This is a genomic window from Dechloromonas denitrificans, from assembly GCF_001551835.1.
Lineage (GTDB): Bacteria > Pseudomonadota > Gammaproteobacteria > Burkholderiales > Rhodocyclaceae > Azonexus > Azonexus denitrificans.
This window is the reverse complement of sequence record NZ_LODL01000013.1, coordinates 269,511-286,011: the sequence shown is the minus strand read 5'-3', so window position 1 is coordinate 286,011 and position 16,501 is coordinate 269,511. Positions and strand designations below refer to the sequence as shown.

General features: G+C 65.8%; 17 protein-coding genes and 2 riboswitches. Of the genes, 14 read left to right on the top strand and 3 right to left on the bottom strand.

The genetic code is table 11. The features are described from left to right. Positions 1 to 9: 9 nt before the first annotated feature. Together AT959_RS07605 and cobT are read right to left on the bottom strand one after the other, a co-directional pair. Positions 10 to 771 carry an adenosylcobinamide-GDP ribazoletransferase gene (locus AT959_RS07605; RefSeq protein ID WP_066882248.1) on the bottom strand — a complete coding sequence of 254 codons (762 nt, stop codon included), beginning with the start codon at positions 769 to 771 and terminating at the stop codon, positions 10 to 12. Between the two features lie 5 nt (positions 772 to 776). Continuing rightward, positions 777 to 1,826 (bottom strand): nicotinate-nucleotide--dimethylbenzimidazole phosphoribosyltransferase, encoded by a 1,050-nt coding sequence (cobT, locus tag AT959_RS07600; protein WP_066882246.1) that lies wholly within the window; start codon positions 1,824 to 1,826, stop codon positions 777 to 779. Positions 1,827 to 1,906: 80 nt separating this feature from the next. Beyond that, a riboswitch (cobalamin riboswitch) is annotated at positions 1,907 to 2,089 on the bottom strand. Positions 2,090 to 2,125: 36 nt separating this feature from the next. Here cobT and cobU point away from each other — a divergent pair. The 4 genes from cobU (at position 2,126) to AT959_RS07580 (ending at position 5,199) form a co-directional block, all read left to right on the top strand. Continuing rightward, entirely contained in the window at positions 2,126 to 2,686 is a 561-nt protein-coding gene (cobU, locus tag AT959_RS07595; protein WP_066882244.1) for a bifunctional adenosylcobinamide kinase/adenosylcobinamide-phosphate guanylyltransferase, read from the top strand. A 36-nt stretch (positions 2,687 to 2,722) separates the two neighbouring features. Further along, positions 2,723 to 3,148 carry a Pvc16 family protein gene (locus AT959_RS07590; protein ID WP_066882242.1) on the top strand — a complete coding sequence of 142 codons (426 nt, stop codon included), beginning with the start codon at positions 2,723 to 2,725 and terminating at the stop codon, positions 3,146 to 3,148. 84 nt (positions 3,149 to 3,232) lie between these two features. Then, entirely contained in the window at positions 3,233 to 3,841 is a 609-nt protein-coding gene (locus AT959_RS07585; RefSeq protein WP_066882240.1) for a sensor histidine kinase, read from the top strand. Next, a complete protein-coding gene (locus AT959_RS07580; protein ID WP_066882238.1) occupies positions 3,841 to 5,199 on the top strand; it encodes a response regulator in 1,359 nt (452 codons plus the stop codon). Before AT959_RS07585 ends, AT959_RS07580 begins: the two co-directional genes overlap by 1 nt. On the opposite strand, the gene AT959_RS07575 is transcribed toward AT959_RS07580, so the two are convergent. Continuing rightward, on the bottom strand, positions 5,196 to 6,662 hold the full coding sequence (locus AT959_RS07575; protein WP_066882236.1) for a cobyric acid synthase: 1,467 nt from the start codon (positions 6,660 to 6,662) through the stop codon (positions 5,196 to 5,198). The two genes, AT959_RS07580 and AT959_RS07575, sit on opposite strands and share 4 nt — an antisense overlap. Before the next feature lie 99 nt (positions 6,663 to 6,761). On the opposite strand from AT959_RS07575, the gene AT959_RS07570 reads away from it, so the two are divergent. The 10 genes from AT959_RS07570 (at position 6,762) to AT959_RS07525 (ending at position 16,501) form a co-directional block, all read left to right on the top strand. Beyond that, positions 6,762 to 7,817, top strand: coding sequence for an NYN domain-containing protein (locus AT959_RS07570; protein ID WP_066882234.1), 1,056 nt, complete (start codon positions 6,762 to 6,764; stop codon positions 7,815 to 7,817). Positions 7,818 to 7,891: 74 nt separating this feature from the next. Next, a riboswitch (cobalamin riboswitch) is annotated at positions 7,892 to 8,079 on the top strand. A 41-nt stretch (positions 8,080 to 8,120) separates the two neighbouring features. Continuing rightward, complete coding sequence (gene bluB / locus AT959_RS07565) at positions 8,121 to 8,876, top strand: 5,6-dimethylbenzimidazole synthase (protein ID WP_066882232.1); 756 nt, start codon at positions 8,121 to 8,123, stop codon at positions 8,874 to 8,876. 23 nt (positions 8,877 to 8,899) lie between these two features. Further along, a complete protein-coding gene (cbiB, locus tag AT959_RS07560) occupies positions 8,900 to 9,790 on the top strand; it encodes an adenosylcobinamide-phosphate synthase CbiB (RefSeq protein ID WP_066882362.1) in 891 nt (296 codons plus the stop codon). Further along, positions 9,783 to 10,775, top strand: coding sequence for a threonine-phosphate decarboxylase CobD (cobD, locus tag AT959_RS07555; RefSeq protein ID WP_066882230.1), 993 nt, complete (start codon positions 9,783 to 9,785; stop codon positions 10,773 to 10,775). The genes cbiB and cobD overlap by 8 nt, the downstream gene beginning before the upstream one ends. Further along, positions 10,772 to 11,686 carry a cobalamin-binding protein gene (locus AT959_RS07550; protein ID WP_205629853.1) on the top strand — a complete coding sequence of 305 codons (915 nt, stop codon included), beginning with the start codon at positions 10,772 to 10,774 and terminating at the stop codon, positions 11,684 to 11,686. The genes cobD and AT959_RS07550 overlap by 4 nt, the downstream gene beginning before the upstream one ends. Positions 11,687 to 11,692: 6 nt before the next feature. After that, positions 11,693 to 12,484 carry a cobalamin-binding protein gene (locus AT959_RS07545; protein WP_066882228.1) on the top strand — a complete coding sequence of 264 codons (792 nt, stop codon included), beginning with the start codon at positions 11,693 to 11,695 and terminating at the stop codon, positions 12,482 to 12,484. A 57-nt stretch (positions 12,485 to 12,541) separates the two neighbouring features. Then, positions 12,542 to 12,874 carry a hypothetical protein gene (locus AT959_RS07540; protein WP_066882226.1) on the top strand — a complete coding sequence of 111 codons (333 nt, stop codon included), beginning with the start codon at positions 12,542 to 12,544 and terminating at the stop codon, positions 12,872 to 12,874. Continuing rightward, positions 12,871 to 13,461 (top strand): SCO family protein, encoded by a 591-nt coding sequence (locus AT959_RS07535; RefSeq protein WP_066882224.1) that lies wholly within the window; start codon positions 12,871 to 12,873, stop codon positions 13,459 to 13,461. Before AT959_RS07540 ends, AT959_RS07535 begins: the two co-directional genes overlap by 4 nt. 17 nt (positions 13,462 to 13,478) lie before the next feature. Beyond that, on the top strand, positions 13,479 to 14,411 hold the full coding sequence (locus AT959_RS07530) for an ABC transporter substrate-binding protein (RefSeq protein ID WP_066882222.1): 933 nt from the start codon (positions 13,479 to 13,481) through the stop codon (positions 14,409 to 14,411). Continuing rightward, complete coding sequence (locus AT959_RS07525) at positions 14,408 to 16,501, top strand: diguanylate cyclase (protein WP_066882220.1); 2,094 nt, start codon at positions 14,408 to 14,410, stop codon at positions 16,499 to 16,501. Before AT959_RS07530 ends, AT959_RS07525 begins: the two co-directional genes overlap by 4 nt.

Below are 16,501 nucleotides of genomic sequence, written 5' to 3'. Positions count from 1 at the left end.
GTACGGCGGCTAATGAGCGAACTGGGCGAGCAAGCCGAGGTAGAAGGCGATTTCGCTGATTTGCTGCGTCGCCCCCAGGCAATCGCCGGTGTAGCCACCAAGCCAGCGTCGGAACTTGGCGGCCAGCCAGAAGGTGGCCAAGCCCGCCAGCAGGCAGCCGGCGACGGCCTTGGCGAGCGGCAGCAGGGCCAGGGCGAGCCCGACGAACAACAGCGCGCAGAACAGGGCGCCAGTGGACAGCCGGGTGGCCAGCGGCTTGGCCTTGGCCAGCAGGTCTTCACGCACGTAGTCCATCGTTGCCAGCAAGAGTGTCGCGCAGAAGCGCGACACGGCATGGCCGGCCAGTAGCGCAAAAGGCACCAGCGCCGGGTCGAGCGCCACCAGCAGCGTGAATTTGCCGAGCAGGGCGAGCACCATGGCGACGACGCCATAACTGCCGACCCGCGAGTCCTTCATGATCTCCAGGATGCGCAGCTTGTCCCAACCGCCACCGAGGCCGTCGACGGTGTCCGACAACCCGTCCTCGTGGAAGGCCCCGGTCGCGTAGATGGTGGCGGCCATCGACAGCAGCACGGCGACCGCCGGCGGCCAGAGCAAGGCGGCCGCGCCATAGACCAGCGCCCCGATGCCGCCGACCAGCAGGCCGACGGCGGGAAAGTAGCGCGCCGAGTGGTTCAGCGCCTCGGCCGAATGCCCGACCCAGCCGGGCACCGGCAGCCGCGTGAAGAAACGGACGGCACCGAAGAAATACTCGACTTCGCGCTTCAGCATGCGCCCTAGGCCTTGTCGGAAACGCCGGCCGACTCGAAGCTGGCCATCTCGTTGAGGAAATTGGCCGCCGCCTGGACCAGCGGATAGGCCAGCGCGGCGCCCGTCCCTTCGCCGAGGCGCAGGCCGAGGTCGAGCAGCGGCTCGGCCTGCAGCGCCCGCAACTGGGCCTGATGGCCGGGTTCGGCCGAGCGGTGGCAGAAGACGCAGTAATCGGCCAAGGCCGGGAACAGGGTGGCTGCGGTCAACGCTGCCGAACTGACAATAAAGCCGTCGATCAGCAGCACCATCTTGGCTTCGGCCGCGGCCAGCATGGCGCCGACCATCATCGCGATCTCGAAGCCGCCGAATTCGGCCAGCACGGCCAGCGGCTCATTGTTGCCGCCGGCGGCACGATAGCGGCCGAGTGCTTGTTCGAGCAGGCCCTGCTTGCGGACGAGGCCGGCATCGTCGAGGCCGGTGCCGCGGCCGACACAATCGGCCAACGAGACACCGGTCAGGCAGTGGGTAATCAGCGACGCGGCGGCCGTGTTGCCGATGCCCATTTCACCGAAACCGACGATATTGCAGCCATTGGCGAACAGATTGCGGCTGATTTCGGCGCCGCGCTCGATGGCCGTGGCGCACTGCTCGACGGTCATCGCCGGCTGTTCGAGATAATTGGCCGTGCCCGGCGCCACCTTGGCGTTGATCAGGCCGCTGCGCTTGCCGAAATCATGTGCCACACCGGCGTCGATGACGGCGAGGTGCATGTCGGCCTGGCGCGCGAAGACGTTGATCGCGGCGCCGCCGGCCAGGAAATTCTCGACCATCTGCCAGGTCACGTCCTGCGGAAAAGCCGAGACGCCGGCCTTGGCCGCGCCGTGATCGCCGGCGAAAACCAGCAGGTGCGGCTGGCCGAACTGCGGATCGAGCCGCTGCTGGATCAGGCCGAGCTTTTTGGCGACCTGCTCCAGCTGGCCAAGGGCGCCGAGCGGCTTGGTCTTCTGGTCGATCTTGTGCTGCAACGCGGCGGCGAGGCCCTGATCCGGGGCGACGATATTAAATTTTGAATGCATCCGATTCTTCCTTGAAAACGCAAAAGGGCCTCGCGGCGGCGTTCGCAAAAACGCTACCGCGAAGCCCTGTCCACAGGCTTCCAGCCCAAACTGAAACGATAGGTCTTCTGGCTCTCGGATCAGCCGTCTGCCGCACCTTCCCGCCGGGTCTGTTTCCCCATAGGCAGTGGTCTGTCGCGACATCCGTCCCCGATTACAGCGGCGGGCCCGCCACGGATTTGCACCGTGTTCCGTTTTATCGAATCGGCCCGGATTATCCGGCTTGCCGGTTGGGGGCGCAATCACCTAAAGTGCCGGCCATGAAAGAACTGATCCTTGGCGGCGCCCGTTCGGGCAAGAGCCTGCTCGCCGAACAGCGGGCCGCGGCCAGCGGCCGGCGCGTAATTTACCTCGCGACGGCCGAAGCGCGCGACGGCGAAATGGCCCGGCGCATCGCCCATCACCGCGCACGCCGCCCGGCCGACTGGGGCTGCGCCGAAGAGGCCCTGCACCTAGCGGCCAAACTGCGCGAATTGGCGGCGCCGGACACTTGCCTGCTGGTCGACTGCCTGACCCTGTGGCTCTCCAACCTGCTCTTGGCCGGCCGCGCGGCAAGCCAGGCCGAGGCTGGCGAGGCCATCGACTGCCCGCTGTTCACGCAGCAAACAGGCGAACTGATCGCCCTGCTCCCCCAACTGCCCGGCCACATCATTCTCGTCTCCAATGAAGTCGGCTGGGGCATCGTGCCGATGCATCCGGTGTCGCGCCTCTTTGCCGACGAGCAGGGCCGCCTCAACCAGCACGTCGCTGCCGTCTGCGACCAGGTGACGCTGGTCGCGGCCGGCCTGCCGCTGACCCTCAAGGCACCCGGCCTGTGCTAACCTGAAGAATCTAGCCGGCATTTTCAGGAGGTCGCCATGCCCCTTTTCTCCCGCCTGACTGCCTTGTCTCACGTCATCGAGAAACATGCCACGCTGCCGGTCCGGATCAGCCGGCCGGACGACGCCCCCGGCCTGTTCATCTGGCCCTGGCGCATCGAGGAAGACTCCCGGGTGCGCAATTCGCCGCTGCCGCGCCTGCCCGGCGACGCCCCGCTGATCCGCGTCCCGGCCCCGGTCATTCACTTTCTCGTGCTGGCCGGCACCCAGCTTGACGAAGCAACGATCGCCACACTCGAAGCCGCCCGCTTGGCCCTGCTCGAAACTCCGGTCTTCGAAGCCGGCAACGGCCGGGTCAGCGTTGCTCCGGCCGTAATGACGGCCGGCGAGCTGACCGACCTGTTCACTGCCGCCGCCATCCCGCTCCGCCTCTGCCTGGCCTACACGCTGCGCTCCTCGGCCTGAGGCGCCGGATCTATCCCGCTTTAGCGCCAGCGGAGGTATGCTTGCCAGCAAAGACACGACAGATGTCACTGGAGAGGGACTGCTTTGGACAAATTGCTCGATATTCTCGCTTCCGGCATTCACGACGCGAAGAACCAGATGTTCGTCGCCGAATCGCTGATTGCCGCCACCGAAGCCCAGCACGGCATTTCACTGGGTGAAGCCCGCTATGCCATCGAAGCGGCGGCCGACCGACTGTCGCGGACGCTGGCGGCCTACCGCTTGCTGCGCCATAGCGCGACCCCGGCCGTCACCCCGGTCATCGTCAGCGACCTCTGTGCCGAAGTCGCTCTCGCCCAGAAAAGCCATCTTGCCCGGCAAAACATCGAACTGACGGTGGACTGTCCGCTGGCCGACGAATGGCCGCTTGATCGCGATCTGGTCGGCGACATGCTGAACAACGCCGTGCAGAACGCCGGCCGCTTTGCGCGCCGTGCCGTTCTCCTCAGCGCCCGCCGCGACGGTGACGGCCTGGTGCTGGCGGTCGAGGATGATGGCCCCGGCTTCGCCAGCCTGCCACCGGCCGCCGGGGTTGGCCTGACGGTGGCCGAACGCCTGGCTCTGCTGCATGTCCGCCAGGGCCGGCAAGGCAGCCTGCGCCTGGATAACTCGGCCAGCCTCGGCGGCGCCCGCTTCGAACTGAGGCTGCCCTGATGGCCGACTTCAGCCAGAAACGCTTTCTCGTCATCGACGACCAGCCGCTGGCCCGCGATGCCTTGCGCACCATCGCGCAGACGGTCGGCGCCTTTGCCGTCGAGTTCGCCTCCAACTATCAGGACGCCATTTACCGCATCCGCAACAACACGCCGGACATCATCCTCTGCGACTACGTGCTCGGCGAAGGCCGCTCGGGCCAGCAACTGCTGGAAGAACTACGCCGCTTCAACCTGCTGCCGGACGAATGCATCTTCATGATGGTGACCGGCGAACAGGCCTACGAACAGGTGGTTTCCGCCGTCGAACTGGTCCCCGACGACTACATCATCAAGCCCTTTTCGCCGGACAAGCTGCTGCTGCGGCTGGAACGCATCGTCGCCAAGAAGAATTTCTTCGCCGCCTATTACAAGGAAAAACGGCAGCAGGAATATGCCCGGGCGCTGGCCATCCTCAATGCGCAGCGCGACAGCGAGGCCGGCCGGCCCTATCGTTTCGAAATCCTCCGCCAGGAGGCCGAAGTGCAGCTCGCCAGCGGCGATGCAGAAGCGGCCGAAGCCAGCTACCGGAACATTCTCGACAATTACGAATTCCCCTGGGCGCGGGCCGGCGTCGCCCGCTCGCTGCACAAGCAGAACCGGCTGACCGAGGCACGCGACGAAATCGAGCGCGTCGTCGCCGGCACGCCGCACTTCTTCGATGCCTCGGACATCAAGGCCAACATCTGCATGGCCCAGGGCGAGCACGCCGAAGCGCAGAAGGTACTCGACGAAGTAAGCAAGAAAACGCCACGCAATTACTTGCGCAAGCGCCTGCTGGCCGAGGCCGCGACCTTGAACGGCGATATGGAGACGGCGCGGGCGGCGCTGGCCGATGTCGTCGCCAACGACACCATGCCCGGCGCGGTGACCACCGAAGACCGGCTGAGCCTGGCCCGTAGCCATATCGACAAGGGCGACAAGATTTCGGCCGAAAAGGTCCTGGTCGGCCTGCGCGACAGCGAAATCATGGTTCTCGGTCTCGACGGCCAGGCCAGCTTTGCCGCGCTGCTGGCGATCAGTTCGGTCGACAAGGGCAAACCGCGCTTTGCCGGTCTGCGTCCGGCGCTACTGGCCAGCGAACTCGAACCGGCAACCCGGCTCGACGTGATGCGGGCGGCGCTGTCGCTCACCGACAACGACCTGGCCGACCGCCACGCCGAACACCTGATGGCCAGCCCGGATGCGAAAAAAGTGTTCAGCGCCATCCGCAGCCAGTACGCGCTGCACGGCCGGGAAAACGATTTCCGCGAAATCCAGCGCCAGGTGGCGCTCAAGCGCATCCACCACGACGACGTGCCGGCGGCCGGCCCCGGCTAGGCCAGCGGCAGGAAAGTCGCCATCTTCGACCAGTCGAGCGCCGCTTCGACCGAATCGGCCAGGCGGTCGAGATCGGCCTCGCGGCGGGCGGCGAAATCGACCTGGGCGCTCTCCGTCATGCCGGCCCAGGCAAGCAAGGCGGTCAAGGCATCGGGATGATCGAACAGGCCGTGGCAATAGGTGGCAAAGACCTGGTTGTCGTCCGAAATGGCCCCGTCGCTGCGCCCATCGGTCAGTTGCACCGCCGCTTGGGCCAGGCCCGGGCCGCGCGTGATGCCGAGGTGGATCTCGTAGCCGGTCATCGCCGGCGAGCCGGGCAGGCCGAGATGACCCGCGACATTGCGCAGCTGCTTTTCCGTTTCCAGCGTCGTGTCGACATCCAGCACGCCAAGGCCCGGCGTGCTGCCGGGCTGGCCTTCGAGGCCGAGCGGGTCGTGCAGCATGCCGCCGAGCATCTGGTAGCCGCCGCAAAGGCCGACCACCTTGCCGCCGTAGCGCAGGTGTTTCTTGAGCGCCGTTTCCCAGCCCTGCGCGCGCAGCCATTCGATGTCGGCGCGCACCGCCTTCGAGCCGGGCAGCACGATCAGGTCGGCGGCGGGCGGTGTTTCGCCCGGGCCGATCCAGCGGAAATCGACTTCCGGGTGCAGGCGCAGCGGGTCGAGGTCGTTGTGGTTGGAAACGCGCGGATAGGCCGGGGCAACCACTTTCAATTTTGCCGTTTTTTTGCCGTCGACCGCAGCGGTCGCGATAGCGTCCTCGGCATCGAGCATCAGGCCGTGTAAATAAGGCAGCACGCCGAGCACCGGCTTGCCGGTGCGCTCTTCCAGCCAGCTCAGGCCGGATTCGAGCAGCCCGATGTCGCCGCGGAAGCGGTTGATGACGAAGCCCTTGACCCGGTTCTGCTCGGACGGCGAAAGCAGTTCCAGCGTGCCGACCAGGTGGGCGAAGACGCCGCCGCGATCGATGTCGGCGACGATGATGACCGGGCAATCGACCGCCTCGGCGAAGCCCATGTTGGCGATGTCGCGGGCGCGCAGGTTGATTTCGGCCGGCGAGCCGGCGCCTTCGACCAGCACGCAGTCGTAGGCGGCGGTCAGGCGCTCCCAGGAAGCGAGCACGGCGCCCATCGCCCGCGGCTTGTACTCGTGATAGGCCTTGGCATCGAGGTCGATCGCCACCTTGCCGTGGATGATGACCTGCGCCTTCTTGTCGGTGGTCGGTTTCAACAGCACCGGGTTGAAATCGGTATGCGGCGGCAGGCCGCAGGCCAGCGCCTGCAGCGCCTGGGCGCGACCGATCTCGCCGCCGTCCACGGTGACCGCCGAATTGAGGGCCATGTTCTGCGGCTTGAAGGGCGCGACATTGATGCCGCGGCGCTTGAAAATCCGGCACAGGGCGGCGACCAGCGTCGATTTGCCGGCATCGGAGGTGGTGCCTTGCACCATCAGGGAAAAGCAGGACATGGCAACTCTCAAGGGAAAAAACCTCGATTATCGCCGCAAGCGATGAGGAACAAATCAGGCACAATGCAACAGCCTATCCTGATCGCATGAAACGCCCGCATGAAACACGACTTACCCAATTTTGCGTTGCTAATCGACGCCGACAACGATACTCCGGACATCATCGCCCCGATCATCGAGGAAATCACCCGTGACGCCCGCCTATCTGTGCGGCGGGTTTATGGAGACTTCACGACACCACACTTGGCGAAATGGCGTGAAACGCTAGCCAACCACGGCATCCATCCGATTCAGCAATACCAGAATTCGGTTGGCAAGAATGCCAGTGACAGCGCTCTCATCATCGATGCCATGGACCTGTTACATGGACGAAGGCTAGACGGCTTCTGCCTAGTTAGCAGCGATGGCGACTTCACTCGGCTCGCCACCCGTATTCGCGAAGACGGCCTCAGCGTCGTCGGCTTTGGCCGGAAACATGCGCCCAAAGCCTTTGTCAGTGCCTGTGAACGCTACACCTACGTTGAAAACCTGGGCTTCGCTCCGGAGTCCGCTCCACCAGCAGCTTCCGCCTCCGTACCGGTCGCCACATCAGCCCAATCCTCGTTAGGTAGCACCTCGAGCCGCAACGGCGACATATCGCCCGAAATTAAGTCTCGACCACCAACGGGAAAATCCCCAGCAACCGAGCATATTAAGCTCAAGAGTCAGTTGCTGCGCGCCTACACCAACGTCGCAGATGAGGATGGCTGGGCTTTGGTTTCCCGAATCGCACTCTATCTGCGCGCCAATCACAGTGATTTCGACCCACGCAGCCATGGCGCCAGTAACTTTATCAAGCTGCTACAAACAAGTGGCAGCTTCGAGCTCAAGCAACGCAAACAAGGCAACGGCACCGCCCACTTCTGCCGCCCAACCAAGCGCCCAATGAGCACCGAATATATAGCTGCCCTCAAGGCCGCGGTGGCCACAGGTCAAGGTATCGATGGCTGGACGAGCCTTGCAGCAATCGGCAACCACCTGCGTGAAAACGGCTACAACCTCGAATCATCTGGCTGCGCCAGCCTTACCGAGGCTATGCACGCATGTGGCCTGTTCGATATGCGCGACGCTAGCGGTGCCCACAAAGATTTCCGACTCGGCAAAAGAACAGCCTGACGTTGGGGAAACCTTGTAATTATGGCACTTGCTTCGCTGCGCCGCCTCGCTTAGCATCGGCCCCGCCCAAATTGCTTGGGCAGGTGTCTCCGGGTGCCGTTCGGTTCGCGCCGGGCGGAGAATCGGGAAGGCGGTGCGATTCCGCCACGTGCCCAGCGCTGTAAGGATGACGCTCGACGCAACAGGCCACTGGTTTTAGCCGGGAAGGCGCGGCGAGCGGGTGAATCCGAGTCAGAAGACCGGCCGGGAGACAAGGCAAGGCTGCACGGCCAGGCAGCCATCGTGTTTCCAGAAGGGGAATCCATGGAAAACCACAACGCGCCCAGCGCGCACCCTTTTTCCGACGCCGACCGGGCGGCGGTCTATCAAGCCATTTTCAACCGTCGCGACGTGCGCGGCCAGTTCCTGCCGACGCCGGTTCCCGACGAGGTGCTCAGCCGCGTGCTGATGGCCGCCCACCATGCGCCTTCGGTCGGCTTCATGCAACCGTGGAATTTCCTGCTCGTCCGTTCTGATGAAGTGAAGCAACGCGTGCATGGCGTGTTCAGCGCCGCCAACCGCGAAGCAGCGCAGATGTTCCCGGACGAGAAACGCGAGATCTACAGCAGCCTGAAACTGCAGGGCATCCTCGAAGCGCCGCTCAACCTGTGCATCACCTGCGACCGGACGCGTTCCGGCCCGGTCGTCATCGGCCGCACCCATATGCCGACCATGGATTTGTACAGCAGCGTCTGCGCCGTGCAGAACCTCTGGCTGGCCGCCCGCGCCGAAGGGCTGGGCGTCGGCTGGGTCAGCATCTTCCATGAGAAGGCGCTGCAGGACGCGCTCGGCATCCCCCACCACATCGTGCCCGTCGCCTACCTGTGCATCGGCTACGTCAGCCATTTCAAGGACAAGCCGGAGCTGGAACAGGCCGGCTGGCTGCCGCGCCTGCCGATCAACGACCTGGTCTATTTCGAACAATGGGGCGCCACGGATTCGGCCCAAAACGACCCGTTGACCGCAGCCCTCGGCGCCATGCAGGCCGCCATCCAGCACCAGCAGGTTTTCCCGAAGTGACGCTGGCCTTCGAGTCCTTTGCCATGCCGCTGGCCGCCCTGACGGCCGTACTGCTCGACCGCCTGCTCGGCGAAGTCAGCCGCTGGCACCCGCTGGTCGGTTTCGGCCAGCTGGCGGCACGGCTCGAACGCCAACTCAACCGCCGTTCGCTGGCCGGCGGCGCCATCGCCTGGCTGCTCGCGGTCGGCCCCTGGGTCGGCCTCGCCGTCTGGTTGCACCCGCTGGCGCCGTTCGCCATCGACGTCGTCCTGCTCTATTTCGCGCTCGGCGCGCAAAGCCTGTGCGAACACGCCGTAGCCATCGCCCGGCCCTTGCAGGAAGGCCGTCTCGACGAGGCCCGGCAGCGCGTCGGCTGGATTGTTTCCCGTGAAACATCGAGCCTCGACGAGTCCGGCGTCGCCAAGGCCGGCGTCGAATCGGTGCTCGAAAACGGCAACGACGCGATCTTCGGCACGCTGTTCTGGTTCGCGCTGCTCGGCGGCCCGGGCGCCCTGCTCTTCCGGCTGGCCAACACGCTGGATGCGATGTGGGGCTACCGCACCGAACGCTACAACCTGTTCGGCCGTTTTGCCGCCCGTTTCGACGACGCGCTGAACTTCATTCCCGCCCGCCTGACCGCCCTGACTTACGCCCTGCTCGGCCGGACGCGGACGGCGCTGGCCTGCTGGCGCACCCAGGCGCCGGGCTGGGACAGCCCGAACGCCGGACCGGTGATGGCGGCTGGCGCCGGCAGCCTCGGTGTGCGCTGCGGCGGCGCCGCGATTTATCACGGCCACGAAGAAATCCGCCCGCCGCTCGGCGACGGCCCGGCCCCGGTCGCCGCCGACCTGCAGCGCGCCATCACCCTGGTCCGCCGCAGCCTGTGGCTGTGGCTGGCCGTCCTGTTCATCATTTCCGGAGCCCTGCATGCTTGAGCATGGCGGACGCCTGCGCCTGGCCGCAGCCCATTACGACATTCCGCTCGACCGATGGCTGGACCTGTCCACCGGCATCAATCCCCACACCTGGCCGGTGCCGGCCTTGCCGAACGAGGTCTGGCATCGCCTGCCGGAAAGCGGTGATGGCCTGGAAAGCGCCGCCGCCGCCTATTACGGCAACGCCAACCTGCTGCCGGTCGCCGGCTCGCAGGCCGCCATCCAGTTGCTGCCGACGCTGTTGCCACGCGCCGTCGTCGCCTGCATTTCGCCGATCTACGGCGAGCACCCGCAAGCCTGGCAACGCGCCGGGCACCGCCTGCGTTTCCTGCAGAACGCCATGCTGCCGCGCGCCCTGGCCGCGGCGACGCCCTACGTGCTGCTCTGCAACCCGAACAACCCGACCGGCGACCGCCACCCGCGCGAACTGGCGGTGGACGCTGCGCAACAGCTGAAAAAGCGCGGCGGCTGGCTGATCGTCGATGAAGCCTTCATCGACCCGACGCCGGCCGACAGCCTGACGCCGCTGGCTGGCACCGACGAAGCGCCGAACCTGATCGTGCTCCGTTCGCTCGGCAAGTTCTTCGGCCTGGCCGGCGCCCGCGTCGGCTTCCTGTTCGCCGCCCCCGACCTGCTGAACCGGATGCAGGAGGCGATGGGGCCATGGACGATCAGCGGCCCGGCCCGTGAAGTGGCCAAACTGGCGCTGCAGGATCAGGCCTGGCAGGCCGGCACCCGGCAGCAACTGCTGGCCGCCGGCCAACGCCTGCACCAGTTGCTGGCGCCGCTCGGCGAGGTCAAATCGACCGCCCTCTTCGCGACGCTGAGCTCGCCGCAGGCCAGCGAACTGCACGAAGCCCTGGCCCGCCAGGGCATCCTGACCCGCCGTTTCGACCAGCAGCCGCTGCTCCGCTTCGGCCTGCCCGGCGATGAAGCCGGCTGGCAGCGCCTGGCCACCGCCCTTGCCGGATGGAAACCCGCATGACCAAGACCGCTCCCGCCCTGCCCGTTTTTCGTTTTCTGGCGGCGTTGACCGCCGGACTCGCCACGCTGCCCGCCGCCCAGGCCGATGTCGTGGTCAAGGACGACACCGGCCAGGAAGTCCGCCTCAAGGCGCCGGCCAAACGTATCGTCGCCCTCGCCCCGCACATCGCCGAAAGCCTCTATGCCGCCGGCGCCGGCGACAAGCTGGTCGGCACCGTCGATTACAGCGACTACCCGCCGGAAGCGAAGAAGGTGACGCGCGTCGGCGGCTATTCGCGGATCGACCTCGAAGCCGTCGCCGCGCTGAAGCCCGACCTCGTACTGGCCTGGGAAAGCGGCAACAACATGCCGCAGATCGGCAAACTGAAGGCGCTCGGCCTGACCGTGCATGTCTCGCAGCCGAACAAGATGGAAAACGTCGCCGACCAGCTCGTCCGCCTGGGCCAGCTGGCCGGTACCGAGAGCGCCGCCAATGCCGCCGCCGAACGTTTCCGCAAGCGTCTGGAAGGGTTGCGCGCGGCCAATGCCAACAAGCCGAAAGTGCGCGTCTTCTACCAGATCTGGAAATCGCCACTGACGACGGTCGGCGGCCCGCAGATCATCAGCGACGCGATCCTGCTCTGCGGTGGCGACAACGTCTTCGGCCACCTCAAGCAGATGGCACCGACGGTCAGCGTCGAAGCGGTACTCGAAGCCGATCCGGAAGCCATCGTCGCCACCGGCATGGGCGACGCCAAGCCGGAATGGCTGCACGACTGGGACAAATGGACGCGGATGACGGCGGTCAAGCGCGACAACCTGTTCCACATCAACCCCGACATCATGCAGCGCCACACGCCGCGCATTCTCGACGGCGCCGAGAAACTTTGCGCCCATCTCGATGTCGCAAGAAGCCATCGTCCCGCCAAGTAGAAACCCATGCCCCGTCTGCCCCAACGCATCGTCTGCCTGACCACCGAAACCGTCGAGGTGCTCTACGCCCTCGGCGAGCAGGACCGCATCGTCGGCATTTCCGGCTACACGGTACGGCCGCCGCAAGCGCGCAAGGAAAAACCCAAGGTCTTCGCCTTCACCAGCGGTGACATCGACAAGATTCTCGCCACCCGGCCCGACCTGGTGCTGACCTTCTCCGACCTGCAAAGCGAGATTTCGCGCGACCTGATCAAGGCCGGCGTCCCGGTCTATGCCTTCAATATGCGCAGCGTCGAGGACATTCTCGGCATGATCGAAACCGTCGGCCGCCTGGTCGGCGCCGAAGCCAAAGCGCAGGAAATCGTCGCCGGGCTGGAAGCCGAGATCGAGCAAACCCGGGCCATCGCCGCCGAACGCCTGGCCCGCACCGGCAAGAAGCCGCGCGTCTATTTCGAGGAATGGGACGAGCCGCTGATCAGCGGCATCCGCTGGGCCTCCGAACTGATCGAAATCGCCGGCGGCGAGGACGTTTTCGCCGAGCAGGCCCGCTCGCCGCTGGCCAAGGATCGCCGGCCGACGCCGGAAGCGGTGATCGCCGCCGCCCCCGACATCATCATCGGCTCCTGGTGCGGCAAGCACTTCCGGCCCGAACGCGTCGCCGCCCGCCCGGGCTGGGCGACCATTCCGGCGGTCAACAGCGGAAAAATGCACGAAATCAAATCGGCCGTCATCCTGACCCCGGGGCCGGTGGCGATCAGCGAAGGTCTGCCGCAATTGCTCGAGATATTTGATTTCTAAGAAAGATCGCCAGCCCACGCTGGCTATAATCGCTGGCCTGTCGACCGGAGATTACCCATGAAAATCGCTGTCCTTGCCCTTGCCCTCGCCCTGCCGTTCGCCACCCCGGCCTTCGCCGCCGAAGAGGGCAATACCGCCATCAGCCAGCTCGGTGAAATCAACGGCATCGCACTGGCCTGCCAGCAAGCGGCGATCGTCAGCCGGGCCCGCAACGCGGTACAGACAACGGCGCCGAAAACTCGCGCCAACGGCGAGATTTTCGAAGAAGCAACGAGCGCCAGCTACCTGCAATTCGGTAATGGCAAAAAGACCTGCCCGGACGCCGCGACCCTGGCCAAACGCCTGGGCGAGGCGGAAAAGCAGTTGAGCGCTGCGTTCCCGAGCCGATGATCCGCTGCGCCGCCCTCCTCCTCGGCCTGCTGCTGGCTGGCCCGGCCGCCGCCCAGGCGACGCAAAGCCTGCAATTGCTCAAGGAGGAAAACGGCGGCATCGTGCCCCGCTACCTGCTGCAGGACCCGAACGGCCGCTCGGTGAGCAGCGAGGATTTCCGCGGCCGCTTCCAGCTCATCGCCTTCGGCTACACCTATTGCCCGGACATCTGCCCGACCACCCTGGTCGAAATGGCCGCCATCCTGAAAGAACTCGGCGAGCAGGCCAGCCGCGTCCAGCCGCTGTTCATCTCGGTCGACCCCGAGCGCGACACCGGCCCGGTGCTGAAGACCTACACCACCTTCTTCGACCCGCGCATTCTCGGCCTGAACGGGCCGCCCGCCCTGGTACGCCGGGCGGCCGACAATTTCAAGATCCGCTATGCCAAGGTCCGCGAACCGGGCACGCCGGCCGACCGTTATGCGGTCGACCACTCGGCCGGGATGATCCTGCTCGGCCCGGACGGCCAGTTCATCAAGAAATTTGCCTTCGCCATGCCGGTCGAAGAAATCAGCCGACAAATCGCCGCTCTCATCGCCGCCCGCTGACCCGGGGAAATCCGCCATTGCAACGGCATAGGGGCAGCAGCTATATTGCGGCGGTGCTCCTCATCCTGCGCCTCTTTCTCGTTTTCCTGCTCGCCGCCACGACGGCGCGGGCCGCTAACGTCGCGCTGGTCCTCAGCGACAATTCCGGCCCCTACGCCGAATTCGCCAGCACCTATCGCGACGCCCTCGAAGGTTCGAGTTGGAAGATCGCCAGCCAGGGCGGCAGCGACAGCCTGGCCGGGAGCAGCCCCGACCTGATCGTCGCCGTCGGCAGCAATGCCTTCCGCCAGGTCCTCAACCAGGGCGGCTCGACGCCGGTCGTCGCCACCCTGATCCCGCGCCAGGCCTACGAGAAACTGCTGGCCGAAAGCCCCGGCCGCAGCCGCCGGACAACGGCGATCTATCTCGATCAGCCGGCCAGCCGCCAGGCCGCTTTTATACGCCACCTGCTGCCCGGCAAAAAACGCGTCGGCATGCTGGTCAGCAGCGAAACCCGGGCCAGCATCGGTCAGTTTCGCCAGGCCTTCACCGCGGCCGGCCTGACGCTGGACAACGAGGACAGCGACACTGATCAAACCCTGCTGCCGTCCCTGACCAGCCTGCTGCCCCGCGTCAATCTGCTGCTGGCGATTCCCGATACCCAGATTTACCGGCGCGAGAACATCAAGGCCATTCTCGTCACCACCTACCGCTACCAGCGTCCGGTGGTGGCCTTTTCGGCCGCCTTCGTCAATGCCGGCGCGCTCGCCGCGCTGTATTCGACGCCGGCCCAGATCGCCCGCCAGGCGGCTGAACTGACCCAGTCGTTCAGCGCCACGCTACCGTCCCCGATGCCGCCCAGCCAGTTTGCGGTAGTCATCAATTCGAACGTCGCCCAGGCGCTCGACCTGAACATTCAGGACGAAGCCGCCATCCGCCGTGCCATGCTTGCCGACAAGGAGGCCCGATGAGCCGCCTCAACCTGCGCCAGCGTCTGCTGCTGCTGTCACTGCTGCCCAGCGCAGTGATCGCCATCACCCTGGTCTCCTATTTCACCCTGAGCGGTATCCAGACCCTGGAGGGCGAACTGCGCACCAAAGCCCTGGCCACTGTCCGCTACCTGGCCCAGATCAGCGAATACGGGATCATTTCCGGCCAACTCGAAAGCCTGCACGGGCTGGCCCAGACCACCGTCCAGGAATCCGGCGTCAAGGCCGCCGTCATCGTCAATCCGAAGGGCCGGGCGATCGCCGTCAGCGGCCGGGTTTCGCTGGCCAGCGAGGCCCTGCGCCAGTCCCTGAACGAGCCCGCGCAGGTCACCGAGAGCGATCGCTGGATCGCTTTCGGCGCCCCGGTCCTCCGCTCGCTGAACGAAGCCGACACGCTGTTCGAACCGGTCTCCAGCAGCAACGTACCGGCACCGCAGGAAGTCATCGGGCATGTCTTCGTCGAATTCGACAAGTCGGAGTTGATCAACCAGCAGCGCGACCTGCTGCTGCGCGGCCTGCTCATCGTCCTGATCGGCCTGATCCTGATCGCCGCGCTGGCCATCGCCATGGCCGACAGCCTGGCCCGGCCGATCAAGCGCCTCGCCCTGGCCGTTCGTGAAATGTCCTCCGGGCGCTTCGACACCCGGGTGCCGACCCAGTCGAGCGCTGAATTCGGCATTCTCGAGCAAGGCTTCAACGAAATGGCCAATCATATCGAGGATGTCCATCGCTCGATGCAGAGCCGGATCGAGGAAGCCACCGCCCAGCTCGCCTTCCAGGCGCGCCACGACTCGCTGACCGGCCTCCTCAACCGGCGCGAATTCGAGCACCGGCTGGAGAAGGCGCTGTCCAGCGTCCAGGCCGGCGGCGAGGAATTCAGCGTGCTGTTCATCGACCTCGACCGCTTCAAGCCGGTCAACGACACCTGCGGCCATCTGGCCGGCGATGAACTGCTGCGCCAGATCTCGCAGCTTTTCCAGGGCCGGCTGCGCGAGGAAGACACGCTGGCCCGCCTCGGCGGCGACGAGTTCGGCATCATCCTGGCCAACTGCAGCGGCAGCCGCGCCCGTCAGGTCGCCGAGGACATCTGCGGCCTGGCCGGTGCCTATCGCTTCATCTGGCAGGACAAGGTATTCTCGATCGGCGCCAGTATCGGCCTGACGCCGGTCGGCCGGCGCGTCCGCAACATCAACGAAGTGCTAGCCGCCGGCGACGCCGCCTGCTACCGCGCCAAGGAAAGCGGCCGCAACCAGGTCTGCGAGCAGGAAGCCACCAACACCCCGGAACGCCGCCACGAAAGCAACAACTGGGCAGCCCGCCTGGGCAGCGCCCTGACCGAAGACCGTCTGCTGATCGAAGCCTTGCCGCTGCACGCGCTGCAGAGCGAAACGCTGAACGGCCACTGCGTCGAACTGAGCGCCCGCCTGAACGAACCCGGTCAGGCACCGATCGCCCTCTCGGCCCTGATCGATGCGGCCGAACGCTACGATCTGGCCGGCATCATCGACCAGCGCTTCATCGAAACCGCAATCGCCGCCCTTGACCGGGCGCGCCGCAACAACAAGGAACTCCACTGCCTGGTCCCGCTGTCGCGGAATTCATTGAGCCGGCGTTCGGTGATCGACCTGATCGCCCGCAACCTGGCCAGCAAGAATCTTCCCGGCAACGGCCTCTGCCTGATTTTCTCGGAGGATGTGACGACGCACCAGAGCAGCCAGGCGATGGAGTTTTCCCGCCAAGTGCGCGCCCTCGGCTGCCAGGTCGGTCTCGACGACTTTGGTGGTGGACTGTCATCCTTCAATCACCTGCGAGCGATTTCGCCGAGCTGCGTCAAGCTCAGCCGCAGCCTGACCCGCGATCTGGGTGGCAACCGGGCGTCCACCGCGCTATTGCGCGCCGTTCAGGAAATCACCGCCGACCTCGGCATCTATTCGATCGCCGAGAACGTCGATGATCCCGCCACCCTCGGCCAACTGGAAGAACTCGGCATCAGCTACGCCCAGGGCCTCGCCGTCGCCCCCTGCGAACCGTTCGAGGTCTGGCTGGAAGGGGCGGTCTTCAGGAGCGCCTGA